Source organism: Shewanella mytili (assembly GCF_046765975.1).
Classification (GTDB): Bacteria; Pseudomonadota; Gammaproteobacteria; order Enterobacterales; family Shewanellaceae; genus Shewanella; species Shewanella mytili.
In genome coordinates this window covers 175,833-202,786 of record NZ_JBKOUD010000002.1, presented here as the reverse complement: position 1 = coordinate 202,786, position 26,954 = coordinate 175,833, and the positions used below count along the sequence as shown (strand labels likewise).

31 protein-coding genes and 1 riboswitch are annotated in these 26,954 nt (G+C 51.4%); of the genes, 10 read left to right on the top strand and 21 right to left on the bottom strand.

From position 1 onward, the window contains the following. Nucleotides 1-14: 14 nt before the first annotated feature. The 4 genes from ahpC to ACIDEJ_RS03655 all read right to left on the bottom strand — a co-directional run bounded on the left by ahpC (nt 15) and on the right by ACIDEJ_RS03655 (nt 4,439). The gene (gene ahpC / locus ACIDEJ_RS03670; protein WP_411986741.1) at nt 15-581 is read right to left on the bottom strand and encodes an alkyl hydroperoxide reductase subunit C; all 567 of its coding nucleotides are present in this window, start codon (nt 579-581) and stop codon (nt 15-17) included. A 132-nt stretch (nt 582-713) separates the two neighbouring features. Next, nucleotides 714-1,463 (bottom strand): fused MFS/spermidine synthase, encoded by a 750-nt coding sequence (locus tag ACIDEJ_RS03665; protein ID WP_411986740.1) that lies wholly within the window; start codon nt 1,461-1,463, stop codon nt 714-716. A 26-nt stretch (nt 1,464-1,489) separates the two neighbouring features. After that, a complete protein-coding gene (locus tag ACIDEJ_RS03660) occupies nt 1,490-2,485 on the bottom strand; it encodes a 2-hydroxyacid dehydrogenase (RefSeq protein WP_411986739.1) in 996 nt (331 codons plus the stop codon). Between the two features lie 163 nt (nt 2,486-2,648). Next, nucleotides 2,649-4,439, bottom strand: a complete 1,791-nt coding sequence (locus tag ACIDEJ_RS03655) for a flavocytochrome c (protein ID WP_411986738.1) — start codon at nt 4,437-4,439, stop codon at nt 2,649-2,651. 692 nt (nt 4,440-5,131) lie between these two features. On the opposite strand from ACIDEJ_RS03655, the gene ACIDEJ_RS03650 reads away from it, so the two are divergent. The 3 genes from ACIDEJ_RS03650 (at nt 5,132) to asnC (ending at nt 6,756) form a co-directional block, all read left to right on the top strand. Beyond that, on the top strand, nt 5,132-5,425 hold the full coding sequence (locus ACIDEJ_RS03650; RefSeq protein ID WP_411986737.1) for a hypothetical protein: 294 nt from the start codon (nt 5,132-5,134) through the stop codon (nt 5,423-5,425). 80 nt (nt 5,426-5,505) lie between these two features. Next, nucleotides 5,506-6,180, top strand: coding sequence for a bifunctional tRNA pseudouridine(32) synthase/23S rRNA pseudouridine(746) synthase RluA (gene rluA, locus ACIDEJ_RS03645; RefSeq protein ID WP_411986736.1), 675 nt, complete (start codon nt 5,506-5,508; stop codon nt 6,178-6,180). Between the two features lie 114 nt (nt 6,181-6,294). Then, nucleotides 6,295-6,756 carry a transcriptional regulator AsnC gene (gene asnC, locus ACIDEJ_RS03640; RefSeq protein ID WP_411986735.1) on the top strand — a complete coding sequence of 154 codons (462 nt, stop codon included), beginning with the start codon at nt 6,295-6,297 and terminating at the stop codon, nt 6,754-6,756. A 65-nt stretch (nt 6,757-6,821) separates the two neighbouring features. Here the strand turns inward: asnC and lysC are convergent, their stop codons facing one another. Both lysC and ACIDEJ_RS03630 read right to left on the bottom strand, forming a co-directional pair. Then, nucleotides 6,822-8,177 carry a lysine-sensitive aspartokinase 3 gene (gene lysC, locus ACIDEJ_RS03635; protein ID WP_411986734.1) on the bottom strand — a complete coding sequence of 452 codons (1,356 nt, stop codon included), beginning with the start codon at nt 8,175-8,177 and terminating at the stop codon, nt 6,822-6,824. 128 nt (nt 8,178-8,305) lie between these two features. Beyond that, a riboswitch (Lysine riboswitch) is annotated at nt 8,306-8,480 on the bottom strand. 112 nt (nt 8,481-8,592) lie between these two features. Beyond that, entirely contained in the window at nt 8,593-9,021 is a 429-nt protein-coding gene (locus ACIDEJ_RS03630) for a DUF3293 domain-containing protein (RefSeq protein WP_411986733.1), read from the bottom strand. A gap of 533 nt (nt 9,022-9,554) precedes the next feature. Here ACIDEJ_RS03630 and arcA point away from each other — a divergent pair. Further along, nucleotides 9,555-10,271 carry a two-component system response regulator ArcA gene (gene arcA / locus ACIDEJ_RS03625; protein ID WP_411986732.1) on the top strand — a complete coding sequence of 239 codons (717 nt, stop codon included), beginning with the start codon at nt 9,555-9,557 and terminating at the stop codon, nt 10,269-10,271. A gap of 71 nt (nt 10,272-10,342) precedes the next feature. Here the strand turns inward: arcA and folA are convergent, their stop codons facing one another. The 6 genes from folA to rplU all read right to left on the bottom strand — a co-directional run bounded on the left by folA (nt 10,343) and on the right by rplU (nt 13,992). Then, complete coding sequence (gene folA, locus ACIDEJ_RS03620) at nt 10,343-10,834, bottom strand: type 3 dihydrofolate reductase (RefSeq protein ID WP_411986731.1); 492 nt, start codon at nt 10,832-10,834, stop codon at nt 10,343-10,345. 30 nt (nt 10,835-10,864) lie between these two features. Beyond that, nucleotides 10,865-11,338, bottom strand: coding sequence for a threonine/serine exporter family protein (locus ACIDEJ_RS03615; protein WP_411986730.1), 474 nt, complete (start codon nt 11,336-11,338; stop codon nt 10,865-10,867). Next, nucleotides 11,335-12,096 (bottom strand): threonine/serine exporter family protein, encoded by a 762-nt coding sequence (locus tag ACIDEJ_RS03610; RefSeq protein WP_411986729.1) that lies wholly within the window; start codon nt 12,094-12,096, stop codon nt 11,335-11,337. The genes ACIDEJ_RS03615 and ACIDEJ_RS03610 overlap by 4 nt, the downstream gene beginning before the upstream one ends. A gap of 28 nt (nt 12,097-12,124) precedes the next feature. After that, a complete protein-coding gene (gene cgtA / locus ACIDEJ_RS03605; protein WP_411986728.1) occupies nt 12,125-13,291 on the bottom strand; it encodes an Obg family GTPase CgtA in 1,167 nt (388 codons plus the stop codon). Between the two features lie 119 nt (nt 13,292-13,410). After that, on the bottom strand, nt 13,411-13,665 hold the full coding sequence (rpmA, locus tag ACIDEJ_RS03600; protein ID WP_212595592.1) for a 50S ribosomal protein L27: 255 nt from the start codon (nt 13,663-13,665) through the stop codon (nt 13,411-13,413). Between the two features lie 15 nt (nt 13,666-13,680). Further along, entirely contained in the window at nt 13,681-13,992 is a 312-nt protein-coding gene (rplU, locus tag ACIDEJ_RS03595) for a 50S ribosomal protein L21 (protein ID WP_411986727.1), read from the bottom strand. A 260-nt stretch (nt 13,993-14,252) separates the two neighbouring features. Between rplU and ispB the strand changes: the two genes are divergently transcribed. Then, nucleotides 14,253-15,224, top strand: coding sequence for an octaprenyl diphosphate synthase (gene ispB / locus ACIDEJ_RS03590; protein ID WP_411986726.1), 972 nt, complete (start codon nt 14,253-14,255; stop codon nt 15,222-15,224). Nucleotides 15,225-15,305: 81 nt separating this feature from the next. On the opposite strand, the gene mdh is transcribed toward ispB, so the two are convergent. Next, nucleotides 15,306-16,241: a malate dehydrogenase gene (gene mdh / locus ACIDEJ_RS03585; protein WP_411986725.1), complete on the bottom strand. Its 936-nt coding sequence runs from the start codon at nt 16,239-16,241 to the stop codon at nt 15,306-15,308. Nucleotides 16,242-16,517: 276 nt separating this feature from the next. On the opposite strand from mdh, the gene argR reads away from it, so the two are divergent. Beyond that, nucleotides 16,518-16,988, top strand: a complete 471-nt coding sequence (gene argR / locus ACIDEJ_RS03580) for a transcriptional regulator ArgR (RefSeq protein ID WP_411986724.1) — start codon at nt 16,518-16,520, stop codon at nt 16,986-16,988. Nucleotides 16,989-17,103: 115 nt separating this feature from the next. On the opposite strand, the gene ACIDEJ_RS03575 is transcribed toward argR, so the two are convergent. Both ACIDEJ_RS03575 and ggt read right to left on the bottom strand, forming a co-directional pair. Beyond that, nucleotides 17,104-18,039: a Dyp-type peroxidase gene (locus tag ACIDEJ_RS03575; protein ID WP_411986723.1), complete on the bottom strand. Its 936-nt coding sequence runs from the start codon at nt 18,037-18,039 to the stop codon at nt 17,104-17,106. 96 nt (nt 18,040-18,135) lie between these two features. Beyond that, nucleotides 18,136-19,788, bottom strand: a complete 1,653-nt coding sequence (gene ggt, locus ACIDEJ_RS03570) for a gamma-glutamyltransferase (protein ID WP_411986862.1) — start codon at nt 19,786-19,788, stop codon at nt 18,136-18,138. Nucleotides 19,789-20,102: 314 nt separating this feature from the next. On the opposite strand from ggt, the gene ACIDEJ_RS03565 reads away from it, so the two are divergent. Beyond that, nucleotides 20,103-20,528, top strand: a complete 426-nt coding sequence (locus tag ACIDEJ_RS03565; RefSeq protein WP_411986722.1) for a hypothetical protein — start codon at nt 20,103-20,105, stop codon at nt 20,526-20,528. 19 nt (nt 20,529-20,547) lie between these two features. Here the strand turns inward: ACIDEJ_RS03565 and ACIDEJ_RS03560 are convergent, their stop codons facing one another. Both ACIDEJ_RS03560 and ACIDEJ_RS03555 read right to left on the bottom strand, forming a co-directional pair. Further along, entirely contained in the window at nt 20,548-21,297 is a 750-nt protein-coding gene (locus tag ACIDEJ_RS03560; RefSeq protein ID WP_411986721.1) for a ferredoxin--NADP reductase, read from the bottom strand. A gap of 90 nt (nt 21,298-21,387) precedes the next feature. Further along, nucleotides 21,388-21,984 (bottom strand): DUF5610 domain-containing protein, encoded by a 597-nt coding sequence (locus ACIDEJ_RS03555; RefSeq protein WP_411986720.1) that lies wholly within the window; start codon nt 21,982-21,984, stop codon nt 21,388-21,390. A gap of 232 nt (nt 21,985-22,216) precedes the next feature. Between ACIDEJ_RS03555 and ACIDEJ_RS03550 the strand changes: the two genes are divergently transcribed. Continuing rightward, nucleotides 22,217-22,435, top strand: coding sequence for a hypothetical protein (locus ACIDEJ_RS03550; protein ID WP_411986719.1), 219 nt, complete (start codon nt 22,217-22,219; stop codon nt 22,433-22,435). 31 nt (nt 22,436-22,466) lie between these two features. Here ACIDEJ_RS03550 and ACIDEJ_RS03545 read toward each other — a convergent pair whose 3' ends face one another. Next, on the bottom strand, nt 22,467-22,739 hold the full coding sequence (locus ACIDEJ_RS03545; protein WP_411986718.1) for a hypothetical protein: 273 nt from the start codon (nt 22,737-22,739) through the stop codon (nt 22,467-22,469). A 308-nt stretch (nt 22,740-23,047) separates the two neighbouring features. Between ACIDEJ_RS03545 and ACIDEJ_RS03540 the strand changes: the two genes are divergently transcribed. After that, nucleotides 23,048-23,218, top strand: a complete 171-nt coding sequence (locus ACIDEJ_RS03540; protein WP_411986717.1) for a hypothetical protein — start codon at nt 23,048-23,050, stop codon at nt 23,216-23,218. 59 nt (nt 23,219-23,277) lie between these two features. Here the strand turns inward: ACIDEJ_RS03540 and aroG are convergent, their stop codons facing one another. The 3 genes from aroG to ACIDEJ_RS03525 form a co-directional block, all read right to left on the bottom strand. Continuing rightward, entirely contained in the window at nt 23,278-24,345 is a 1,068-nt protein-coding gene (gene aroG / locus ACIDEJ_RS03535) for a 3-deoxy-7-phosphoheptulonate synthase AroG (RefSeq protein WP_411986716.1), read from the bottom strand. A gap of 161 nt (nt 24,346-24,506) precedes the next feature. Further along, nucleotides 24,507-25,754: an ammonium transporter gene (locus ACIDEJ_RS03530; RefSeq protein WP_411986715.1), complete on the bottom strand. Its 1,248-nt coding sequence runs from the start codon at nt 25,752-25,754 to the stop codon at nt 24,507-24,509. Between the two features lie 11 nt (nt 25,755-25,765). After that, the gene (locus tag ACIDEJ_RS03525; protein WP_411986714.1) at nt 25,766-26,104 is read right to left on the bottom strand and encodes a P-II family nitrogen regulator; all 339 of its coding nucleotides are present in this window, start codon (nt 26,102-26,104) and stop codon (nt 25,766-25,768) included. A 257-nt stretch (nt 26,105-26,361) separates the two neighbouring features. Here ACIDEJ_RS03525 and ACIDEJ_RS03520 point away from each other — a divergent pair, with 257 nt between their 5' ends. After that, a complete protein-coding gene (locus ACIDEJ_RS03520; RefSeq protein WP_411986713.1) occupies nt 26,362-26,904 on the top strand; it encodes a hydrolase in 543 nt (180 codons plus the stop codon). Nucleotides 26,905-26,954: the final 50 nt, after the last annotated feature.

Below are 26,954 nucleotides of genomic sequence, written 5' to 3'. Positions count from 1 at the left end.
AGGGGACGCTGATGTTAGATTTTACCAACCAGGTCTAAGGAAGGAGCCAGAGTGGCTTCGCCTTCACGCCATTTGGCTGGGCAAACTTCACCTGGGTGAGCGGCAACATACTGGGCGGCTTTCACCTTGCGCAGCAGGTCTTCCGCATCACGGCCAATGCCTTCAGCAGTGACTTCAATGGCCTGGATCACGCCTTCAGGGTCGATAAGGAAAGTGGCGCGGTCTGCCAGACCCTGGCCTTCACGCATCACACCAAAGTTGTTGCTGATGGTGCCGGTTTGATCGCCTACCATGAAGTAGTTGATTTTGCCGATGGTGTCGGAGCTGTCATGCCAGGCTTTGTGGGTAAAGTGAGTATCGGTAGATACTGAGTAGATTTCCACACCCAGTTTCTGGAACTGGTCGTAATGGTCAGCCAAATCACCCAGTTCGGTCGGGCATACAAAAGTGAAGTCAGCAGGATAGAAGAAAACAACAGACCATTTGCCCAGCAGGTTCTGTTCGCTAACTTCAACAAATTCGCCATTGTGGAATGCGTTAGCAGTAAAAGGCTTTACAGCGGTATTCAGTGCCTGAACCATAAAAAACTCCCATATTTTAGTTAGATACTAAGGACAACAACTGCTGTTGCCCTGTCGATGGGAGCTATAGTAGATAACTCGACGAGAATAATAAAACAGATAAAAGCTATCGTTATAATCGGTTTTTTAAAACTAGATGGATTCCCAGGGCGAAAAGCGTGTCAACGACAGTTGCAACTCAAACCCCAAGCGTTGGGACAAGGCCGCTGCCTGACGTTTCAGCTCCGCCTGCCCGGCCATCAATGGCTGAGCCGTGGCGAACACCACCCAGTTGCCACTGCCGGTAAGACAGGCATACACCGCCGGGAACAACTGCTGCAACCGGGCCAACAACTCGGGATCGCGGCTATGCTCCTTCCAGCAGTTGAGCACCAACACGCCATCCGCTTTAAGCTGTTGCCGGCATTGCTGTAAAAAGTCTGCCGACAGGGCGCCATCGGCAATCCCGTCGCAATCGAACAGATCGCAAAACAGCATGTCCACCCGTTTATGCTGGGCACTGCCAAGATATGCCAGGGCATCGGCTTCTATCACTGTCAGTTTTTTCGACAAGGGCAACCTGAAGTACTGCTTGCACAAGGCAATGACTGCCGGGCGCAACTCCACCACGGTGATGCGACTGGCCGCATCAAACTGGCGCAAGGCATGCACCAGCACGCCGCCCCCCAGCCCCAGCACCATGACACTGCGAGGACGGGTAAACAGCAGTGCCAGCAGCATTGCCCGAAGATAGGTATGTTTGGGAATGTGCGGTGTGGCCTTCAACAGCTTGCTCTGCTCATCATGGGCGCCAAAAGCCAAAATGCGCTGCTCGGCGTTTTCCAGCACGCTTATTTCGCCCCAAGCGTCGGCCACTGAGGTCAGGGTACGATAATCACTCATGGTTCATTACCTGTCAGCAGCAATCCTTAAAACAACTCATTGCCACAGGGGGTACCCGCCTGGCACAACCGGATATTGTTCAGGGTGGTTTCGGCAATGTTGTCCAAGGCCTCCCGGGTAAGAAACGCCTGATGACCGGTAAAAATCACGTTGTGGCAGGCAGATAAACGCCGGAACACGTCATCCAGAATGATTTCATTGGATTTGTCTTCAAAGAACAGCTCTTTTTCGTTTTCGTAAACATCCATTCCCAACGAGCCCAACTGTCCCCGTTTCAGGGCTTCCATGGCATCCAGCGCATTGATAAGGCCGCCGCGACTGGTATTGATGACCATCATGCCGGGCTTCATTTTGGCAAAGGTAGTGGCATTCAGCAGATGGTGGCTTTCCGGGGTAAGGGGGCAATGCAAACTGATAATGTCGCTCTGGCAAAAAATCGTGTCCAAATCCGTATAGTGTCCGCCAAGTTCGGCCACCTGCGGATTTTCATAAGGATCGTATGCCAGCACCTGACAGCCGAATCCCCGCAGGATGCGGATGGTGGCCACCCCGATTTTTCCGGTACCAATCACCCCGACGGTTTTGCCGTGCATATTGAATCCCACCAGTCCTTCGAGCGAGAAATTGGCATCACGGGTACGCTGGTAAGCTTTATGAATTTTTCGGTTCAGGGTCAGCATCAAGGCCACCGTGTGTTCGGCAACCGACTCCGGCGAATAGGCAGGCACGTTGACAACCGTCATGCCCAGCCGTTTGGCTGCCTCCAAATCCACGTTGTTAAATCCGGCGCAGCGCATGGCAATGATTTTGGTACCACTGGCGTGTAATGCACTCAGCGTATGCTCACACAGATCATCATTAACAAAAGCGCAGATCACCTCAAATCCCAAGGCGAGTTTCACGGTTTGCTGGCACAAACGATAATCGAAAAACTCAATGTGGGCATCCAACCCCAGCTGCTTTTGTTTGTCAGAAAAATGCTTGATGTCATAACGCTTGGCACTAAAAAAACCGATTTTCATCCGTTCGCTCCGCTAATGGCTGCAGACTGCAGTATAGGGAAAATCTCCCCGGCTGTCCGAGCCTCATCACCTTTGGTAACAAAAGAAAAAGCGGACGAATTATCGTCCGCTTTTATCAATGGCGGTAAGTACCGCCAATCATTGCTAATGCAAGTTGTTAAGCTTATTTGGCTTTAACAAACTCGGCAGCAGATTTACCTGCGATGCGACCGAAGGTCACGATATCAGAGATAGCGTTACCACCCAGACGGTTGGCACCGTGAACACCACCAGTGGCTTCACCGGCAGCAAACAGGCCTTTAATGGTAGAACCTTTCTTGTTCATCACTTCTGCTTTGGTATCAATCTTCAGACCGCCCATGCTGTGGTGAACAGCTGGCTTAACTTCGATTGCATAGTAAGGCGCGCTTACCAGGTCGCGAGGCAGGTTAGGACGGGCAAATTCAGTGTCTTTACCAGTCTTCACAAAGCCGTTGTAGCTAGCGATGGTTTTTTCCAAGGCAGGCACTGGCATGTTCATTTTTTCAGCCAGTTCTTTAACGGTTTTGCCTTCGGTCACAATACCCAAGTGGATGTAGTTTTCGATTTTCTTCAAGCTCTTACGTACTGAGTCATCGAATACCAGGAAGGCACTTGCGCCAGTCTGTTTCAAAATGGCGGCAGATGCTTTGTCACGAGTAGTGATTTCGTTAACGAAACGCTTACCTTCGCGGTTTACCAGGATGGCACCGTTACCACGTACGGCTTCAGTTACCATCACGCCACCCACTGGAGACCAAGTTGGGTGAGCCTGGATGTATTTCAGGTCGCGAGTGTCAGCGCCGGCAGCCAGGGCTACGTCCAGACCGTCACCGGTAGCACCAGGATGGTTGGTAGCAGCAAAGCCTTTCAGTGCAGGATCGTATTTGGCAACACGATCGTTGTTTTTACCGAAACCACCAGTCGCCATGATCACAGCTTTTGACTTGATCACGTAGTAGCCAGTGTATTTACCTTCAACCAGTACGCCAGTCACGTTACCGGCAGCGTCTTCCAGAATGCGTACTACGCGGCTGTTCAGGCGGATGTCAGCACCACTTTTCACAGCGGCGTTATACAGTACCTGTGCTACGTGAGCACCCACACCGGCACCACCAGTAGGACGGTGAGAACGGTTAACACTTGCGCCACCCATACGGCCGATGTCGCTCATGTCAGCGCCCATGGAGGTCAGCCAGTCGATGGAATCAGAAGAGTTCTGTGCCAGTTCTTTCACCAGGGCTGGGTCGTTGATGTTACGGCCGCCTTTCATGGTGTCATCAATCATGGTTGACACTTTGTCTTTGATGCCAAGCTTAGCCTGGAACTGAGTTTCAGCGGCGTTCATGCCACCGGCAGCCAGTTTGGTGTTACCACCAGCAACGGGTTCTTTTTCCAGCAGGATTACTTTGGCGCCATTGTTGTGTGCAGACACAGCGGCAGCCAAACCAGCACCACCTGAACCTACGATAACAACATCAGTTGTGTCACGAGGACCGGCAGCAATCGCTTTTTCCTGGGCATCTTTGTTTACGTCGATAGGAACAAATTTACGTTCCCATTTGCCAGCAAATGGCAGGTCAAAATCGAAGCTGTGGCAAGCGTCACAGTAAGCAACTGATTTTTCATGACCTTTGTGGCAAGAGGTACATGCAATTTCACCAATCAGATGCGATTTGTGTGGAGAAACTTTCAGTTTCTTTTCGGCATCCTGCGCAGCCATATCGTCCATGGTGCCATGACAGCTGGTGCACTGCTGGTTTTCATGGGTAAGGTTGTCATCTGTTGGGCCTTTTTTGGAGACGTGGCAAGTTGAGCAGTCTCCCATCTCCTGATGGAAATCTGCCAGAACCTCCGGTGCTGCATACGCCGAGCCGGCGATAAAACCAGATAACGCCAGCGCCAAGCTGGTTCGTTTCAGTGTTGCCGAGAACATAAAATGTTCCTCCCAAATAATCACTAACGCAGTAATAATAGTCACGCCAAATAGGATTTGTTATTTATTGAACGATATATCTCCATTTGGCATATCTCCCAAAAGAACGTGCAACAGGCAGTGCCCTCAATTCACAGACGTTATCGCCCCGATAAATTGAACAATGAGTAGACAGGTTTACTTTCCTACGCAATAACTTACCTGCACATTCCCTGAAAAAAGATAGCACTAAGTTAACAACTTAATATTTAACTCAATCACAAAAAGTTCAGCAGGATGGTTTTGTAAGTTTTATAACTAAGATTCGAAAAAATGGAACTGGTACAAAAGGAAGGGTAAAAAACGATAACTGAAGTGGCGCCGGGCTTTATGTTACTGCGACAAAATCCTCATAAGCAGCTTTGATTGACGCTTTCCAGCATTTTGCAAAAAAAATCGGAGTTGTCATTCGTTTTTTCCATTTTTTCCTATCGACTTATCAATTTTCGTTAATTTTTTTGCAAAAAATGAATTTCCCCTGAAACCGCGCCATTCGGGTGATTGATTTCGCTGCTGCTGATATTTGCCAAACGATGGCCATTGCATTACTTTGGATGCGGCTCGCCATGCTGATGGTCAGTGACGGTCAATGTCCAATGGAGGCCGTTTTACAGCAACCAGGATTAACGACCGGTTTCATAAAGGATGACATCATGCTTTTCCCCTATCCAGAGCAGTACCGCTTAGCCCTTCCGCCCATTACCACTGCCGTAATGGTGGGTTGGTCGCTGTTGGGCCGCGCTCTTTTTGGTGACGGCAATACGTTCATACTGGGAGTGTTGCTGGCACTGTTTCCGCTGGTCATTGGCCTGCATCTGTATCTTATCTGGGATGCCGGTGGTTTAAAGCGCCTGGATCAGGCCTTTTACGGGTTCATCCACAGCATATTGGCCTTTGTCGTGTGGACCTTCTGCATCATGCATCTGGCCGGTAACAGTTTTGCCTGAGGCCGCAGGTTTTTCTCCCTTACTTGCATCCCGTTATTGGCACGGGTACAGTTGCGCTCCGTTTGCCTGAGACCATTCCCATGAGCGATTTCATTTACCAACCACCACGCCTGCCCTGGCTGGATATCCTGTATCAGGATCGGGATATCATCGTCATCAACAAACCCTCCGGATTGCTCTCGGTGCCCGGCCGTGCCGCGGAACATCATGACAGCGCGTTCAGCCGGGTATTGCAACTGCACCCCCAGGCTCAAGTGGTGCACCGACTGGACATGGCCACCTCTGGCTTGCTGGTGCTGGCCTTGAGGCGTAACGCAGAGCGGGAGCTGAAACGCCAGTTTCAGGACAGGGAAACCCACAAGGTTTATTTGGCCCGGGTAGCGGGCCGCCTTGAGGGTGAAGGCACCGTGGATTTACCGCTTATTTGCGACTGGCCCAACCGCCCGCGGCAAAAAGTGGACTTTGACATCGGCAAACCCTCCGTCACCCACTATCAGGCAATTTCCTACGGACACCGGTCCACCTTGGTCAAGCTGACACCGGTCACCGGCCGATCCCATCAACTGCGGGTTCACATGATGTCACTGGGACATGCCATATTAGGCGACGGCTTTTATGCCGACCCCGAAGTCAAAGCCCTTGCCCCCCGCTTGCTGCTACACGCAGCCGAACTCAGTTTCACCCATCCCTACTCAGGTGAGCCCATGAGCTTTACCACCAAAGTCCCCTTTACAGAAGCGCAAGGCGACCAATAATGCCGGTATCATTTCCTTACAGTGCATTTGCCACAAAATTGTGCTGTTGACTGGTAAAGTGATAATAAAAAACGTAAATTTATGGCTGATAAAAAAAACTAAAGGCAAGTGATTGTGGATACATCATTTCAAAGAGATCAACTGGACAACCAGATACTCGAAGCGTTGATGGTGGACGCACGGACGCCATTCGCGGAACTGGCCAAACGCTTTAATGTAAGTGCCGGCACCATCCATGTCCGGGTGGAAAAGATGAAACAGGCCGGCATCATTACGGGTGCCCAAATTACCGTCAACCCAAAAGCGCTGGGCTATGACGTGTGCTGCTTTATCGGCATCAACCTGAAAAGTGCCGGCGATTATCCAGCAGCCATCTCCAAGCTCAACGAGCTGGAAGAAGTGGTGGAAGCCTACTACACCACAGGCAACTACAGCGTTTTTGTCAAAGTGATGTGTCAATCAATCGATGCACTGCAGCATGTGCTGATCAACCGCATTCAGTCCATTGACGAAATCCAGTCCACAGAAACCTTGATAAGCTTGCAAAACCCCATCGTTCGCGCCGTAAAACCCTAGGGCTGCGCATCTCAGCAACAGGCCCATTGCCGCCTGTTGCTGTCAGTTGCCCTTTGCGCAACCGGCTATGGCGCCTCGAACAATGCCCGGTGCAAGGTGGCCACCACATCGGCCGCTTCGGCTTCATGCACCAAGATGCAAAGATTGTGGGAACTGGCCCCTTGGCAAATCAAGCGCACATTATGGGGTGCCAACACACTGAACACCCGCTGGCAAATCCCCGGCGTGGAGGCAATCTGATTACCGATAACCGCCACCAGTGCCAGATTGTCTTCAACCCGAACTCGGCAATGCTGGGACAATTCCTGCAATAACGCCTCGGTTAACAGGCATTGACCACTGGATTGTGAACCGGTTTTATCTAGGGTTAACGCCACATTCACCTCCGAGGTGGTGATGAGATCCACCGATATTTTATGGCGTGCCAGGGTGGCAAAGGTTTCTGCCAAAAAACCCGGCGAATGCAGCATCTGCAAACTGTGCAGGTTCATCAAGGTCTGATCCCGCCGTAAGGCAACCGCCCGATACACCGGAGGGTTGTTCACTTGATGGCGGATCCAGGTGCCGCCTTTTTCCGACGCCTTGCTGGATCCCACAAACACTTGGATTTGCTGGCGCACGGCCGGCAAAATGGTGGCCGGATGCAATATCTTGGCACCAAAGGTCGCCATTTCGGCAGCTTCATTAAAACTGATTTCCGCAATGGGTCTGGCATTGGGGGCCAAACGGGGATCGGTGGTGTAAATACCCGCCACATCGGTCCAAATCTGCAGTGCCTCCGCTTCAAGGGCTTCTGCCAGCAAGGCGGCAGAATAATCGCTGCCACCACGTCCCAAGGTGGTGGTATGCCCATCGGCGTCAGCCCCGATGAAGCCTTGCGTCACCAATAATCGTGAAGCCAACCCGGGCAGCAACAGCTTTTGGCTAAACTCGCGGATCTGGCCGATTTGTGGCTCGGCTTTGCCAAAATGGCTATCCGTACGCAGCACCTGGCGCACGTCAAACGCTTCAGCAACCGCGCCTTTGGCCCGAAAAACCGCAGCAAACAAAATCGAGGCGCAGCGTTCTCCCAAAGACAGCAGTTCATCGGTCAGGGCCTTGTCGGCTTCATGCTGCAATTGCTGGCTCACCACATCAATGCGCGTTAACAGACTGTCAATGGCGGCTGCCACTTCATCGTTGTGGGGTAATCTGTCGACAATGGCATACTGAATGGCTGCAATCTGCTTGAGCAGGGCCAAACGCTGGGATTCAGGCAGCCCTGTTTGTGCCAGCGCCACGAGTAAATTGGTCACGCCACTGGACGCGCTGGTCACTACCAGTCGGGTAGAGGGATTGGCTAATACGATATCGGCGCAGCGCGCCATGGCCTCATAATCGGCAACGGATGTGCCACCAAATTTAGCAACAATTAAGGACATTACCTGACCTCCCGCATAACAGGAAACCACAGGTAAACTTGCATTGAATTCATGATCAGCTCCGAACAAATGTCGTTCGAAGAGCCTGGCGTTGATACAAAGGCACCCAAGGAAAGGGAACAATCATCCTCACCAGAAGCTCTCCACCAAAATACGGTGACAGTCATCAGGATTCAGCCTGAATAACCGATGACAGGATTGACCAAGCCTCCTCTCACCTCGGCGTTAATCTCCCTCATGAACCGTCACTGGAGATTGGCCTCCTCAAGTTCACTACCTAGTTAACGCTCCTCTTCTGTGCCGTCCGATGGATGACTCCACGGATGACGGTTGCCGACATTAGCAACAATATTGAGATTAAGTCAACGATATTTTAACCCGGGATGAAAAATCAGTCAGCACTACCACTGCCGGGCTACACGCCGTCAGGCAATTCAGGCACAATTCTCACCCGCTGACAAAACCGCCCCATTTCCCCCACATGCCGGCCTTTCAGACAGGGGATCAAATACACCACCCCACAATTGACATAATAAAAGGCGTTTTGCTGATATTTGGTTGCCAATTGCAATGCCTGGGGCCGGGAAGTAAATAACGCCCAGCTTTTTTCCATATGGCTGAGATCGGGCGCCGCCCCGACAATCATCCTGTAAGGCACCTGCAATTGAGCAATATCCTGTTGCAATGCCCGGTCCCGCAGCCGGTTCTGGCTTGGCGTTAACACTTCTCCCAGCGGGTTATGCGCCGTAATAATGGCAAAAGAAACCCCATCAGAAATGGGTTGGCTCAATAGAAAGCAGGTATCGAGGTAGTATTGCCACAACAAGTCAAATCCATCATCCATTAAACAGGAGCCTCTTGACGTGATTGATTAACACCTTGAACAAAGCCTAGCAAAACATACAATCTCTACCAAAACATGACGCTACCCCATTAACACTGCCGTAATTTCAGCCGTAACATGCCCCGATATAAAATCACCTGCGCTTTTTTAACATTTCATTTGTTAACAAATGCACAATAAGAGTACAATATTCAGGTATTTTCATTTCGGTCATAGTGTGCTGTTGATACTGCCTTATTATTCTCCAAAGTTGCAGCATCCAGATCCCAAGCACCCTAAGTGATCTTCTTGGATCTTGAAAAAATAAGCTGGATATCCATAGAAATCAGGAACTAAATCCATATTGGGATATCTCAGCTAATACAATTTGCACATGGGTAACCACCATTGCAAACTTAAACTAATCATGCAGTGCCGACGATGTAACGCGGTTTTACCCCGCACACAGGCATGACGCCTTCGGGAACCATAGAAAACAACCGGATATGAGCTCCGCTCATGGTTAGGACAATCTGATTTATTAGGTACATGATATGCAAAACCCGCACATTCTTATCGTTGAAGATGAAGCCGTTACCCGTAACACGCTGAGAAGTATTTTTGAAGCTGAAGGATATGTTGTTACAGAGGCCAATGATGGCGCCGAGATGCATCAAGCACTCCAGGAAAACAATATCAATCTGGTAGTTATGGATATCAACCTGCCAGGTAAAAACGGCCTGTTACTGGCTCGGGAATTGCGCGAAATCAACAATATCGGTCTTATCTTCTTGACCGGGCGCGATAATGAAGTGGATAAAATCCTCGGTTTGGAAATTGGCGCTGATGACTATATCACCAAGCCGTTCAATCCCCGGGAGCTGACCATTCGTGCCCGCAACCTGCTGACCCGGGTAACCACCAGTGGTAACGAGCCAGAAGACAAAGCCGCAGTGGAAAGCTATAAATTCAATGGCTGGAGCCTGGATATTAACAGCCGTTCGCTGGTAAGCCCGGAAAATGAATACTACAAACTGCCCCGCAGCGAGTTCCGTGCCATGCTGCATTTTGTGGAAAATCCCGGGAAAATTCTCACCCGTGCAGAGCTGTTAATGAAGATGACCGGCCGTGAGCTGAAACCTCATGATCGCACAGTGGATGTCACCATCCGCCGTATTCGCAAGCATTTTGAAAGTCACCAGAACACCCCTGAAATCATTGCCACCATTCATGGTGAGGGCTACCGTTTCTGCGGTCATCTGGAAGCTTAAGCACTATCATGCGCCTGTTTGGCCCAAGGCCACAGGCGCATGCATCTCAAGCAATATTGCCCAAGCGAGCGCTATTTTTCTGCAGTTCGCTTCTGATACGTCACAAAATGATACGCCAGCCCGTCAGCGCTGCGGTTGCTGTCTTCCGCGATTTTAAGCCAGCTGCCATCATCCCACTGGGGGAACCAGGTATCTCCCGCCACATCCAGCTCAATATGGGTTAAGTACAGCTTGTCTGCCAACGGCAATGCTTCTTGGTATAACTGCCCACCACCGATAATCATCAGTTCATCACATGTGTCGGCTTTGGCAACAGCATCGCTTAACGAGCTTGCCATGGTCACGCCGGCAAACTGCAACTGCGCTTCACGGGTGATCACGATATTTTGCCTGCCGGGTAACGGCCGCCCTATGGATTGGAATGTGCGCCGCCCCATCACTACCGGTTTGCCCATGGTCACTTGTTTGAAATGACGTAAATCCTCCGGCAAATGCCAGGGCATATTATTATCTTTGCCAATGACCCGATTATTTGCCATCGCGGCAATCAACGCGATTTGCATGACCTTCTCCGTAGCCGTCTGTAAGACAGATTAAATGATTGGGCGGGTACGATAATACACCAATGATGGCATTGCCAATCCCACGGACAGCGCCCCCAAAATAAAGACGGTTTTCACGCCGTTCAGCGCCACTTGGGCCAATACCTCAGGCTGAACTTCAGAATGGGCCGCCAACTCCACCAGTGCAATCACCGTATTGTAAGCATAGGAGCCCGGGATCATCGGAATGATGGCCGCAACCCCGTATAACAAAGGCGGTGCCAAATGGCGCTTGGCAAACACAATGGTCATCACCCCAATCAAGGCTGCCGCCATAAAGGTGGCCCACTCAATCGGTACTGACAGAAACTGCATCAGGATGGTACGAAAACAGTGACCTACCGCCCCGGCAAGTGCGCAATAGGGCAAAAAGCGCCGCGGCACATTAAACAGCATGGCAAAGCCAATTGCGGGGAAGGATGCAAAAAAGGCATCATCAATCAATTGCAACAATAGCGCCATCATTCCAGCAACCCCCCTATCTGCATGGCAATGGTAATGCCAATCACCGAGGCCACCGTCATCAACGTCGCCTGTCCCCAACGGGCAATGCCCACATTCATGTGGCCTTTGACCATATCGGAAATGGCATTAATCATGGGGAAGCCCGGCACCAGCATTAACACAGCAGCAGCTACTGCAAGCCTGGGGGTGGCGGTTAGCGGGTACATGAAGCCCACCTGCGCCAAAATGCTGGTGATAAATGCCGTCACTGCAAAATTCACCAACACGTTAAAATGTTTGGCCGCCATGGCCAGGCGCACGTACATGCCGATGGCAGAGGCAAAAAAGGTGATTAAACAGGCGGCTGCATCACCACCTGACAAGTGGCAAAAGCTGCCGCACGAGAGCGCAACAAAAGGAATGAGTACCCATTTGGGATAACTGCGGGGGCGGATATGCGCCAGGCGTTTGCGCACGTCATTAGGGCCATATAAGCCTTTTTCCGTTAACAAGCAGATGCGCTGCAACTCACAGACAACCGCCATATTAATGCCGTGCTGCCGAATGCGCCGAGTGGTGGTAACACAACGCCCATGTACCAGGCTGGTCAGTACCAGGGCGTTGGAGGAAATGGACAACTCCACACTGGCAAGCCCCAGTGCCTGTCCGAGGCGCTGACTCAACTCTTCCACCAAGTCGGATTCAGCGCCATAAGCCAACAATAGTTGAGCGGCCCGGACTACCTGCCGGGTGATATCGTTTTGGGTATCAGCGTACACAGGGATTCAGGCTCTCTCATATCAGCGATTAACGTTGGTATATAACCTCGACGTCGTAATCATCGTCATCAAAATCGTCGTCAAAGTCATCATCATAATCTTCATTGAGATCGTCAGCATCCTGTTGATGCTCACTCCCCCATTTGAAGTTTACCTCATCCTCTGAGTCCTCATCTGCCGCTTCCGGTGGCAACTGACTGATAAAGTCATACAGCTTCTCGGTCAGTTTGGCAGTGCCTTCGCGTGTATAGGCAGACATAGTATATACCTCACCTTCCCAGCCTATGTCTGCGACCACTTTGGCAACTTTTTCCTGAAGTTCCTCTTCCAGTAACAAATCCGCCTTGTTGAACACCAACCAACGGGGTTTGCCGGCCAGTTTGGGAGAGTATTTTTCCAGCTCTGCCACAATGGCCTTGGCAGACTCTGCAGGGTCAGAACCATCCACCGGCTCAATGTCCACAATATGCAGTAACACCCGGCAACGTTCCAGATGCTTCAGGAAGCGGATCCCCAACCCGGCACCATCTGCCGCGCCTTCAATCAGCCCGGGAATATCGGCAACCACAAAGCTTTGACCCGGCCGAGGGTTTACCACCCCAAGATTGGGGATCAATGTGGTAAACGGATAGTCGGCCACTTTTGGAGTCGCTCTGGAAACCGCACGAATGAAGGTGGATTTACCCGCATTGGGCAAGCCAAGCAAGCCCACGTCCGCCAGCAGTAACAGCTCCAGCCGTAAGCTGCGGACTTCCCCTTGGGTACCCATGGTACGCTGACGGGGCGCCCGGTTAACACTGCTTTTGAAGCGGGTATTCCCCAAGCCATGGAAACCGCCCTTGGCGACCAGCAGTTTCTGATCGTGCTGGGTCAAATCCCCCAGGACTTCATCGGTATCTTCATCTACGGCACGGGTACCCACGGGCACTCTCAGCACCAGATCCTTACCGCCATGCCCGGTACAATCCCGGCTCCGGCCATTTTCACCTCGCTCAGCGGCATGAAAACGTTCAAAACGGTAATCAATCAAGGTATTCAGGTTTTCATCAGCCAACAGATAAACGTTGCCGCCATCGCCGCCATCGCCACCGTCAGGGCCGCCATCAGGCAGATACTTCTCACGCCTGAAGCTGACGCAGCCATTTCCGCCATCGCCGGCCTCGACTCTAATCACTGCCTCATCAACAAACTTCATAAACTCTCCTGATACCGCCGAATGCTCGAATTATATCCGTTAACTTCAGCTGGCACCAAAAACAATATGCCAAAACAAAAGCCCCACCAATGGCGGGGCTTTGCAGTAAAGGTTGAAGATTACTCTTCGATGCTAACGAACTTGCGGTTGTTAGGACCTTTAACTTCAAATTTCACTTTGCCGTCAGCCAGTGCGAACAAAGTATGGTCACGACCGATACCTACGTTTACACCTGCGTGGAATTTGGTACCACGTTGACGAACAATGATGTTGCCTGCCAGTACAGACTCACCGCCGAAGCGCTTAACGCCAAGACGTTTACTTTCTGAATCGCGGCCGTTACGAGTAGAACCGCCAGCTTTTTTGTGTGCCATTAGTCAGACTCCTAATTAAGCGTTGATTGCTGTGATTTTAACTTCGGTGAACCACTGACGGTGGCCCATTTTCTTCTCGTGGTGTTTACGACGACGAAACTTCTGAATAGTGACCTTTTCGTCACGACCGTGGCTAACAACAGTGGCAACAACTTTACCACCAGCAACCAGCGGAGTACCCACTTTTACGTCTTCACCATTGGCAACCAGCAATACCTGGTCAAATTCAATGGTTTCGCCCGTAGCAACTTCAATTTTTTCCAAGCGTACAGTGTGACCTTCAGCAACTCGGTGTTGCTTACCACCACTTTGAAAAACAGCGTACATAGCTATTTTACTCCGAAATTCCTAACACGCCGACCGCAAATTGGTCCGGGTGCTACAAAAACTTTAATGACAATGGGCGCGGATTCTACGCGAAGAATGTGCTACTGGCAAGTGTAAAATAGCCAAGATCAAAAAAAGCTGGCGTTATCGCCCACAAACAATGCTTAACTACTGTCTTATACAATAATTTTAGGTAAACTCTTTAAAAATATAACACTTTGTCGGGGCGCATACGCGGTCCCGCTCAATCAGAGTCTACTATGGATTTAACCATTATCCGTCAGCTGGCTGATGCGGATATGCAAGCAGTCAATCAACTGATATACAAGCAGCTGGAATCCGATGTTGCGCTGATCAATCAACTGGGCTTTTACATCATCAATGGCGGCGGTAAAAGAATGCGCCCACTGTTATCAGTGCTGGCAGCCAGAGCCATTGGTTATGAAGGCGAAGCGCACCTGAAACTGGCCGCCATTGTGGAATTTATTCATACCGCATCATTGCTGCATGACGATGTGGTGGATGAATCCACCCTGCGCCGTGGGCGAGAAACCGCCAACTCACTGTTTGGCAACAGCGCCAGCGTGCTGGTGGGGGATTTCCTTTATACCCGCGCCTTCCAGATGATGACCGAGCTGGACTCCATGGTGGTGCTCAGGGTATTGGCCGACACCACCAATGTGCTGGCAGAAGGCGAAGTGTTGCAGTTGATGAACTGTAATGATCCCAGCACCACCGAAGATATTTACATGCGGGTCATCTACTGCAAAACCGCCAAACTCTTTGAGGCGGCCACCCGCCTGGCCGGTGTTTTGGCCCAAACATCAACGGAGATGGAGCAAGCCCTGGCAGATTACGGCCGCTATCTTGGCACCGCATTCCAGATTACGGACGATCTGCTGGACTATACCGCCGAAACGGAAGAATTGGGCAAAAATATCGGCGATGATCTGGCAGAGGGTAAACCCACCTTGCCGTTAATCTATGCCATGGCGCATGGCGATGAACATGCACGCCAAATCATCCGCAAGGCCATTGAAGAAGGTGATGGCTCTGAACATATCGAGATGATTGTGGAAACCCTGCACGCCTGCGGTGCGCTGGATTACACCCATCAACGGGCACTGGAAGAAGCGGACAAAGCGGTGAAAGCCATTGGCGTATTGCCTGACAGCGATTTCAAACAGGCATTAATCAGCCTTGCCAAAATTGCAGTTTCACGCAGTCATTAGTCAGCGGTTTTCACGTTTTGGATGTAAAAAAAGCGGCAATGGCCGCTTTTTTTACATCTCAATCTTCTGTTGCCGCGCAGGCTATTTTACAAAATCCACACCCAGCTGAATATCTGCCCGCAAGGTATCAAGCATGCTGTCGCGAGCCTGCACTTCAAAAGCGCTTAGCTCACCAACCGGCAATATCTGTTCAATGCCGTTTTTACCCAACACAATGGGCTGGGCAAACAGTGGGGCATCATCACTGCCGCCATCCACATAGGCGCACTCAATGACATTGGCTTCACCTTGCAGCCCTTTAATCAGCGACATGCAGAACCGGAAAGCCGCCTGACCCATGGACAAGGTAGCACTTCCTCCCCCGGCTTTGGCTTCAACCACTTCAGTACCGGCGTTTTGAATACGCTTGGTTAATTGGGCAATCTCTTCATCACTGAAGCTCACCCCTTTTACTTGCGATAGCAATGGCAAAATCGTTACGCCACTATGACCGCCGATAACATTAACATGCACATCCGCCACATTGAGCCCTTTAAGCTCGGCAATAAAGGTTTCAGAACGGATGACATCCAGCGTGGTGATACCAAACAGCCGTTTTTTATCGTACACCCCGGCGTTTTTCAGTACTTCGGCGGCAATGGCAACCGTGGTGTTTACCGGGTTGGTGATAATGCCGATTAAGGCGTTGGGGCATACCACAGCGACTTTTTCAATCAGGTTACGCACAATACCGGCGTTAATATTGAACAAATCCGCCCGATCCATGCCTGGTTTGCGGGCCACCCCCGCAGAAATCAGGACCACATCGGCCCCAACCAAAGCAGGAGACGGATCTTCCCCCGCAAAGCCTTTAACAGCCACGGCGGTGGGAATATGACTCAGATCTACAGCAACACCCGGGGTTACCGGGGCAATATCATACAGTGACAATTCAGAACCAGCGGGCAACTGAGTTTTCAACAACAGGGCGAGGGCCTGACCAATACCTCCGGCGGCGCCAAGTACAGCAACTTTCATAGTACTCTCCGTCATTCTCGGGATTTATGTGATATAGATCTTGTTTATTTTGACAAAAATCTAAGCTATTGCTCACCTCATAACAATTATCCATTAGTCACATAATGCCCGATTCCCATGTGTTGTTAACGACAAACATCACCCTCGCGATAGTGAAAATCAATGTTCCATTGATGCAGACTGCATTTTTATTCATCAAAAATGACTATTACTTGACACTCAGCGGCACTATATGCAGTATACGCCGATTAGGATGAATAGAGGCTCTGAACACATATGACCGTAACCAAGAACCAGGACGATCTGATAAGAACCTTCAAGGCGATTTTGAAAGAGGAACGCTTTGGCTCTCAGAGTGAAATCGTAAGTGCGCTGCAAAACGAAGGTTTTGCCAATATCAACCAGTCAAAAGTATCGCGGATGCTCAGCAAGTTCGGAGCGGTTCGCACCCGTAACGCCAAACAGGAAATGGTATATTGCCTGCCGGCTGAACTGGGAGTGCCAACCGCTGGCAGTCCGCTAAAAAATCTTGTGCTGGATGTGGATCACAACCAGGCCATGATTGTGGTGCGTACCAGCCCCGGTGCCGCCCAGTTGATAGCCCGTTTGCTGGACTCCATTGGCAAACCCGAAGGCATACTGGGCACTATTGCCGGCGATGACACGATTTTCATCTGCCCGTCTTGCATCAAGGCCATTGACGACACCGTGGAGACGGTCAAGTCCCTGTTTAATTATGCCGATTGAGATGGCCTGACACCGGCAACCTCACGCAGCCATTGACATCAAAACGCCCCACCAAGTCATTTCATAAAACTTGATGGGGCGTTTTCACATAAATAACCCGCAGGATAAAGCGGCGTTACTCGCTGAACTGTTCCAGAAAATCCAGCGAAGGCGCAAAGAAAGACGAGCCGGTGACCGCTTGGGTGAAGTGCATCAGATGATCATGATGCCCGTCGTTATCGCCGATAATCATGCTGCGCAGCATCTTTTCAAAATGGCTGGGGGTTTTACAGGTGGCGATAAACATCAGTCCCTGCTGTTTTACCGAGCCAAAAGGCAGGCTTTGCCGCAGGATTTCCATGGACTCGCCCTGCTCGTCTTTGAGGTTCACCCGCTTGATATGCGCGGTGAGAGGTTTGTCGGCAGATTCGTACTCAATATTGTCCTGCTTGGTACGGCCAAAAATGTCTTCCTGTTTTTTGGTAGGCAAGCGACGCCATTTACGCAGATTATGGATGTATTTCTGTACGTGGATATAACTGCCGCCACGAAAGAGTGGATCTTCATCGGCCACCAAAGCCACTTGCTGGCGATTGCGGCCCTTGGGATTTTCGGTGCCATCCACAAAGCCGGTCAGATCCCGGGCATCCATGAAGCGAAATCCGCGCTCTTCCTCTTCAAGCTCCGCCAGGCCTTCCAGCATGGTGTACACCTCGTTGGCCACCAGATGCAGAATATCCAGGCGATCGCAGCGCAAATGGAAAAACAGATCATATTCGATGGCGGGCGCGTCACGATCTTCACTTTCCATGGCCGGGAAAGGACGTAACTCACAAGGGCGGGCATCCGGATACAATGCATCCCAGTAGTTGGCGCCAATCGCCACGAAACCATTGAAGGCACTGTCTGCATATTGATCCGCCAGTTCGTAAATGTACTGGGCGATATTGGCCAGGCAAGGACGCATTTGAGCTTCCACGCCCTCGTTGGCGTTAAACATTAAATAAACAGCATGCAAGTTACTTTCAGCGCAGATACCCACTTGTTCCCGAGGCATATTCAATGTTTCCATCTATAGATCCTTTCTCAGCTTAAACCGTATTTGACACCATTATCCGTTACTTGGTCAGAAATTTACACTGAAACAAGGCACTTGGCACCCCAAGCGTTAATAACCTGCGACCTGTCCGTCTTTTCGGCTTTCTGACGCGCCACGATAAACACCGGTTTGCGGATTACGCCCGATGGCCTGATAACCGCCAAAGGCGCCCAAAGCATCCTGCAACACATGGCCTTTCTTGCTCAGCTCCCGACGGGTTTCCATGGGAAAGCCCGATTCCAGGCTCACGTATCCCCCGTCATGCATCTGCTCGCCGGTGGGCTGCGCTGAACCGCTATGCAAAATCCTCGGAGCATCTCCGGCTTCTTGCAGGTTCATGCCAAAATCAATGAGATTGATGAGGATTTGCGCATGCATTTGCGGCTGGGTCGCGCCGCCCATCACGCCAAAGCTCAGCCAGGGTTTGCCCGCTTTGGTGACAAAGGCCGGAATGATGGTATGAAACGGCCGCTTGCCCGGGGCATAGCTGTTGAAATGGCCGGGGGTAAGGTCAAATAACTGCCCACGGTCCTGCAGGACAAACCCCAAATCCGGCGGGGTCATCCCCGACCCCATACCCCGGTAGTTGCTCTGAATGAGCGATACCATGTTACCCTGGCTATCGGCGGTCGTCAGGTACACGGTATCGCCGTGTTGCAGATTGGGATTGCCCGGCGCCACACTTTTCGCCGCCTTGTTCGGGTCAATCAACTTGGCGCGCTGCTGGTTATAGGCTTCGCCAATCAGTTGCTGCACCGGGATTTGATTAAACGCCGGGTCGCCATAAAACTTGGCCCTGTCGGCAAACGCCAGCTTTTTGGCTTCAACAAACAGGTGCACATATTCGGCGCTGGTCTGGCCCATGGCCTGAAGGTTAAAAGGCTCCAGGGTTTTAAGAATTTGCAGTGCCGCAATCCCCTGCCCGTTAGGGGGCAATTCCCACACATCATAGCCCCGGTAGTTCACCGATACAGGCTCAACCCATTCACTGTGATGCGAGGCCAGGTCATCATAACCAAGGTAACCTCCCTGGGCTTTCATGTAATTGGCAATGCTGCGGGCAATGCTGCCTTTGTAAAATTCATCCCGTCCGCCCTTGGCAATTTTTTCATAGGTATTGGCAAGCGCCGGATTTTTGAAGATATCGCCGGTAGCGGGCATATGGCCTTGCGGCATGTAGGTTTCTTTAAACCCGGGATATTGGGCCAGGCGTTTACCGCTAAGCTGCATGTAATAGGCAATCAGTTCCGATACCGGGAACCCTTCACGGGCATAGCGAATGGCGGGGGCCAGGTTGGCTTTCATTGGCAGCGCCCCAAACTTGGCGTGCAACTGATACCAGCCATCCACCGCACCGGGTACCGAGACCGGTAAAGGGCCATAAGGCGGCAGGAATTTAAGCCCTTTGGCTTGCAATTGCGCCAGTGTCAACGATTTGGGGCTGCGGCCAGAGGCATTGAGTCCATACAGCTTTTGCTCTTTGGCACTCCAGACAATGGCAAACAAATCCCCCCCGATACCCGAGCCTGTTGGCTCCACCAATCCCAGCATGGCATTGGCTGCAATGGCGGCATCCACGGCGCTGCCACCCTGTTTAAGAATATCCAGCGCCACTTGCGTGGCTAGCGGTTGACTGGTGGCAGCCATGCCATGGGTGGCATAAACTTCGGAGCGGCTGGCAAATGCCTTCCCGGTAATGCGGTCAAAGGCCGCTACCGGCATTGATAACAATACCCCAAAGCCCCATAACGCCACTAACCGCAACCAAGCGCATTTTCGTGAATCTCTCCCGTTACCAAGCTGCATCTCATACTCCAACCCATCATTCCCAAGGGTGATTAACGTAACACAATGGTGATATTTTGTTCACAAGGTGCAATGTCTTGAAACAATTAATTCGACCAATCAAGGCGGCCGTTAGCGCCTGCCACGGGATGGCAAGAAGTCCCCTGCTGGGCAACGCAACAGCACCGGCTCACATTTCAGCTAGACTCAATCAACCTCACTTTTTTGCCTGACTGCTACAGGGTATTACCATGATGACTCCCCTTTTGCTGTTATTGCTTGGCTTGTTGCTTGTTTATGTTATGCGCCATCATCTAAAAGCCCGGCGGCACCAACCCCGTAACAAGTCTCCCGGCAAACAACCGGCATCCCCCAAAACGTCGTATCATGCGGTTAGCATCCAGTGCAGCGGCACACCCTGTGCCCAGGTCAGCGCCTTGGGCAATCAACGTTTTCTGTCCCATGAAGCCCCCCGACTGCCACTGGCCACTTGCGGGCGCAATGATTGCAGGTGCCATTACCAGCACCATGAAGACAGGCGCACCCATGGCAATGGACGGCGTCTGGAAATCGGCATCATGACAGAGCTTTATGGCAGCAATGGTGAGCGGGAGCGCCGCCAGCGCCATGGTGGCAGGCGGCATGGCGACTTGCATCCGCATGATTGGATAAAGTGACAGCAGGTTTTGGCGCTGATCAGGACCAATACTGCTCGGTGGTTATCTGCCCCGGTGCCCGCCGTAAATTTTTACGCAACCCGCGCTCACTGAGCAGTGCAATCGTGTGGCGGATCATCCCCGGATTACCGCAAAGCATCACTTGCGCATCGGCAGCGTTAATGGGAATACCGGCCCGCTGTTCAATCTCGCCAGACAAGAGACCGTCAGGGATGCGGCAATGCAACATTTCCTTATCCCAATCCTGGGTGGTGATGGGGATGAAGCAAAACTTGCTTTGCATCGCCGCCAGCGCCTGTAACTGAGGCAGATACGCCAAATCATCACGATGTTTAACGCTGTAAACCAGTACCACGTTTTCAAACCGCAGCCATGGCGCGTCGGTATGCAGCATTGCCAGAAAAGGGCCGACGGCCGTACCGGTAGCCAGCATCCATAAATGTCGGCCACGCACCTCACCACTGGGCAGTTCATCCAGGGTTAAAAATCCCGTGGCCGGAGCACTCACGTCAATACGGTCTCCAACCTGCAATTGGTGCAGTGCTGGTGACAAGTGCCCTTCCTGCACCTTAACCGCCAGGATTTCAAGGTAATCACCCCCCGGCGGGTTAATGATGGAATAAGCCCTCGCTATGCGTTTTTCCGCAAGCGGCATTGACAGCTTGACAAATTGCCCGGCCACATAAGGGCCGATATCCACGGCAATTTTCAGGCTGAACAGCCGTTCATTCCAGTCAATACGCTCAACAATATGCCCTTCACGCCACATGTGTCCTCCCTGCGTCAAAGCGCTCATGATGATTAAGCATACCCCTATGGATAACCAACAAAAACCCTTTGAAGATGGCGGGTATCATGGTTACTGCGCCGTTGGTGATGGCGCTTCATCCCCATTGCCCATGCTGCTGCGAAAGGCATCGAGTTGCTGCTGCACGTGCTGATAAGTCGCATCCACCCCGGCGGCGATGTCACCATTGAGCACCTGCAATTTATCAAGAATGTCCCGGGCCTCGGCAAAGCCCTTGTCAATGGCATCACCGATAATCGTCATGAAATGGGTTAACTGTTCCTGTGGGGTTTGCTGGGCATGTTGTTGCTGATAAGTGGCGTAAAAACGGGTGGCAAAATCAACAATGCGCTCGGCGGTAGCCTTTGGGGAATAATCCTCTTCCTGCTGCAATTTCAGGAAAGCCTCTTTCCCCATGGAGGACTCCAGCTCCTGGTTGATGGCATCAATGGCAGTACGAAACAACAATTGCATGGGCTTGTTGCCACTGCTGATGGATACCTGCTCCTGAGCGGACATAATGGCCTGATTCATCAATTGCCGACTGACATGGCGCACACTGTGGCCATTGTCAGTTGCTGCGGGCTGGTGCTGATGGGTGGCGCGGGAGGTAAGTGCATTATCCTGGGATGACGGGCTTATCTTGTGGCCGTTATTGTCAATGCTCATGAGATGCTCCTCGCTGATTAATAACGGTAATTATCGACCATTTTATCCACATTGCCCGCCAAGATGACACGTCCGGCATCATCGGCCATCTTCGCCATGCCAGTAATGCCACTAAATTAGCGATTGCGCAATCACAATTTATTGCCTAACTTAGATTGTGCGCTGGCTCACAAAAAATGTTACTATGTGCCGCGTTATCATACTGATGGTTTTACGCATGGGAGAGTTTAACGTGAAGACCACTTATGTCAGTCAAATTCCTGCTGCACCGGACTGCAGTAAAAATGCGGCATTAAGCTGTCGCAACTGTAGCCGACTGATAGAAATCGAAGGTGAAATGTTGTGCTATCGTGGTGGTAAAATCACGGAGCTTAAACCGGTTTCAGAACAAAACGGTTGCGTCAACATCTTGTGTGATGGCTGGCAGACCCGCAAGCCTGCCAACGAGTAACTCAATTCCCCACCCCTTCCCTTTATCTTTTTCAATACCCCGCAACTTGTGTTGACTCTGTATTTAAGCGTGTCTGCTTGAGCAGCGACCAATCAACATCCTGTTGCGGTTGGGGCTGGCGTTTTATGCACAAGGTCAACCCCCGGGTGGAGACAATCAGTCCGGCCCTTAATTCTGTATGCAGGTGCTGCAAGGCACAATCGCCAACGCCACGCTGTTGCAAGGTGGCGGCAAGGCTGCGCCAATCGGTTGTGACCTTGTTCTTGCTGCCTTCAAGGGTTACCAGCAGTGCAATATTTTCCATGGCATCAACTCCTGACAGATAATTAACGGCCATGGCAGTATGCCGTCCGCTGGCTGAATCGAAACTGAATTCACCACGGGTTCGTCCGCCTTATCTCAAGCGTGTCATATTGCGCTGTCATACTGGCCAGGGAAATAATGAAAAACGGTGCCATAACCGGCAGTTACATCGGTTAACAATGATTCCTCTTGAGGATGTTATCCCTGACACCATAATTTGTTACCCTGTACAACTTAGGATGCCAGATACCACCAGGATTGTGGGCCCTTTTATGATCAAACAGTTAAAGATTAAAGGACCTCAACGTTATGCAATCAAAGGTACAACACCCACCGCTGTCGTTAATTGAAACCTGGGTATGGATGATGGTGGAATCAGGCAATCCGCAGCTGCAGGAAAAAGGCCGGGAAAACCTGATTGCCGCATTTGGCAGCCTGGCACAGGCCAATGCCTATTTGCAGCAGGTGCTGCGCAAATAACGAAAAGACAAGGGGCAAGTCTGCCCCTTTGGATTTTGCACCGGCATCAATAACCGGCGTTACCGGTTATTGGCACTGCGCCGATCAAGCACGCCCTGATTGAGCATGGCGAGGAGTTTTTCAGTATCTTCCCAGCCAATGCAGGCATCGGTGATGCTTTGTCCATAACGCAATGGCTGACCGACTTTCAGCGCTTGCTGGCCTTCTACCAGATTACTTTCCACCATCAGGCCGAAAATGCTCTGCTCCCCTTGGCGCAGCTGCTCACAGACATCTTCTGCCACCGGCAATTGCCGCCGGTAATCCTTCTGGGAATTGGCATGGCTGATATCAATCATGATGTTTGCCGGCAAACCGGCTTTTTGCAGCTGTGCATTGGTGGCTGCCACTGCCTGCGCATTGTAATTGGGCGCCTTGCTGCCACCGCGCAAAATGATGTGGCAGTCTTCATTGCCCTTGGTGGAAACAATGGCAGAGTGCCCGAATTTGGTCACTGACATAAAATAGTGGGAAGCGCGCGCGGCACCAATGGCATCAATGGCAATCTTGATATTGCCGTCAGTGCCATTTTTAAAGCCTACCGGACAAGACAAACCGGAAGCCAATTCGCGATGCACCTGGGATTCTGTGGTTCTGGCGCCAATGGCGCCCCAGCACATCAAATCCGCCACGTACTGCGGGGTGATCATGTCAAGAAACTCGCCGGCGGTAGGCATGCCGCTGTCATTAAGCTCCAGCAGCAGTTTCCGAGCCTTGCGCAGGCCATCGTTGAGATTGAAGCTCTTATCCATGTAAGGATCGTTGATAAGCCCTTTCCAGCCCACCGTGGTGCGGGGTTTTTCAAAATAAACCCGCATCACCACTTCCAGTTGCTGCTGGTATTGCGTCCTTAACACCGACAAACGGCGGCCGTATTCCAGCGCAGCGTCGGGATCATGAATCGAACAGGGGCCAATAATCACCAGCAGCCGGTCATCCTTGTTCCGTAACATGTCATGAATGCTCTGACGGGCATTAAACACTGTGGTAGAAGCATTGTCCGTTGCCGGAAATCGTTCCAGAATCGCTATGGGAGGGAGTAACTGCTTAACTTCATTAATCCTGACATCATCATTCTGGTACGACATAATCTTTCTTTGGCTCCGGCACATGGCATTTTTGAGTGAGCTTCCAATCTAGCGTTTCTCCTGATGTGATGCAATTCACTTTCACCCCAAAGCCCATGGACAGACCTGCCCCATAAAAAAACAGGACCACAAGGGTCCTGTTTTTAAGCAATTGACAATTATCAGGCGTTTTTCACCGTGACAAACTCAGGGTAGGCATCCACCCCGCAATCCGCAGCGTCCACACCGTTGTACTCTTCCTCTTCGCTGACGCGAATACCCATGGTGGCTTTCAAAATGCTCCACACCACCAAAGAGGCAATAAAGACCCAACCGAAGATGCAAGCCGCACCCAGTGCCTGAGCGCCGAATGTGGCGTCCGGATTGGACAGCGGCACCATCATCACCCCGAACAGGCCACACACCCCATGCACGGACGTGGCACCTACCGGGTCATCAATCTTGATGCGGTCAAAGGCCACAATGGAGAACACCACCAGGGCACCGGCAATCAGACCGATAATGCCGGCCATGACCAAAGAGGGATTCAACGGATCAGCGGTAATCGCCACCAGGCCAGCCAATGCACCGTTAAGTACCATGGTCAAATCCGCCTTGCCCCAAACGATTTTACACACAATCAGGGCTGCCACTGCGCCAAATGCTGCCGCGGAGTTGGTATTCACGAACACTTTGGCAACCGCAGAGGCGTTTTCAGCATCAGATACCATCAACTGAGAGCCGCCGTTAAAGCCAAACCAGCCCATCCACAAAATGAACGTGCCCAAGGTGGCCAATGGCAGGTTACACCCAGGAATAGGCGTTACGGCACCATTGGCGCCATATTTGCCTTTACGGGCACCCAGCAGCAGCACCCCGGCCAGCGCGGCTGCCGCACCAGCCAAATGCACAATCCCGGAACCGGCAAAGTCAGAGAAACCGGCAGCCGACAGGAAACCGCCGCCCCAGGTCCAGTAACCTTCCATCGGATAGATAAAGGCGGTCATTACCACGCTGAAGAGCAAAAACGCCCACAATTTCATGCGTTCGGCTACTGCGCCAGACACAATGGACATGGCGGTTGCCACAAACACCACCTGGAAAAAGAAGTCGGATTCCAGTGAGTGGGTTGCATCGGCAGCCTGGGTGCCAATCAAGGCGCCAAAGCTTGGCAGGATGCCGCCTTCGGCATTATCCACATACATCATGTAATAACCCACCAGCAGGTAAGTCACACAGGAGATGGCATACAGCACCACGTTTTTGGTCAGGATTTCCGTGGTGTTTTTCGCCCGCACCAATCCGGCTTCGAGCATGGCAAACCCGGCGGCCATCCACATCACCAAGGCCCCGGACATTAAAAAGTAAAACGTATCCAGCGCGAAGCGAAGTTCTGACACTGAAGTTCCCAATTTGGTTAACTCTTCCATCATCATCCCCCTTAAAGCGCTTCGCTGTCGGTTTCACCGGTACGGATACGGATCACCTGTTCCAGCGCGGTAACAAAAATTTTGCCGTCGCCAATCTTGCCGGTACGGGCAGCATTGGTAATGGCTTCCAGCAGCAGATCCAAATTCTCCTCTTTGGTGGCAATCTCCAGTTTGACTTTCGGCAAAAAGTCCACCTGGTATTCCGCACCGCGGTAAAGTTCGGTATGCCCTTTCTGACGGCCAAACCCTTTCACCTCAGAAACCGTCATCCCTTCAATGCCAATGCCCGCAATCGCCTCACGGACATCATCAAGCTTAAACGGCTTGATGATTGCGCTGACTAATTTCATTCAGACCTCCCAAATTGCTTTTTTTGTATGTGATGTTGGCTTATACAATTCAAGCATCAGGCCAAAATGTTAATTTTTTGTTTTATAAAGACTTAGCAAAATTTCATGGCACCAAGGGGCAAGCAAATGCACCAAAATGGTTCAATTCACCGGTTAATGCACAACTTTGAAGCGGTAACAAAATCGACTTTCGCCTTATTGGTAAGCCTCGGATGACAAGGTAATTTGAGCAGTGATTGTTCACTAAGGAGGGAGTTATGCTGCAAAGCACAGAGGCTATTTTGGTGATTGTGGACGTGCAGGGAAAGCTGGCCCGCATCATGTCACAAACCACCCCGTTACATCACCGCCTGCAAATTCTGGCCAAGGCCATGCCGTTATTTGACATACCGGTTTTATGGCTGGAACAGCTGCCGGATAAATTGGGCCCCACCAGTGAAGAACTGGCAAGCGTGCTGCGGCCCATTACCCATCCCATTGCCAAACAGCATTTCAGTGGCTGGCAATGCGATGAGTTTCGTGAGCAGTTGCAACAAAGTGGCCGCACCCAAGTGCTGCTGGCGGGCATAGAAACCCATATCTGTGTGTACCAGACCTGTCGCGATCTGCTGGATCAGGGGCTGGATGTGCACGTGGTGGCAGATGCAGTGGACTCTCGCCAGGCAGAGGCCCGCAGTTTGGGCCTGCAAATGATGCAGCAACGCGGAGCCTGGTTAACCCACTCAGAAGCCTTGCTGTTTGAATTGCAGCACCAAGCCAGCGGCGAACGCTTCCGGCAATTGCTGTCGTTGATAAAATAACCGATAAGCCAGCCCAAAAATAAAGGAGCGTGCACACCAATCGCTGGCGG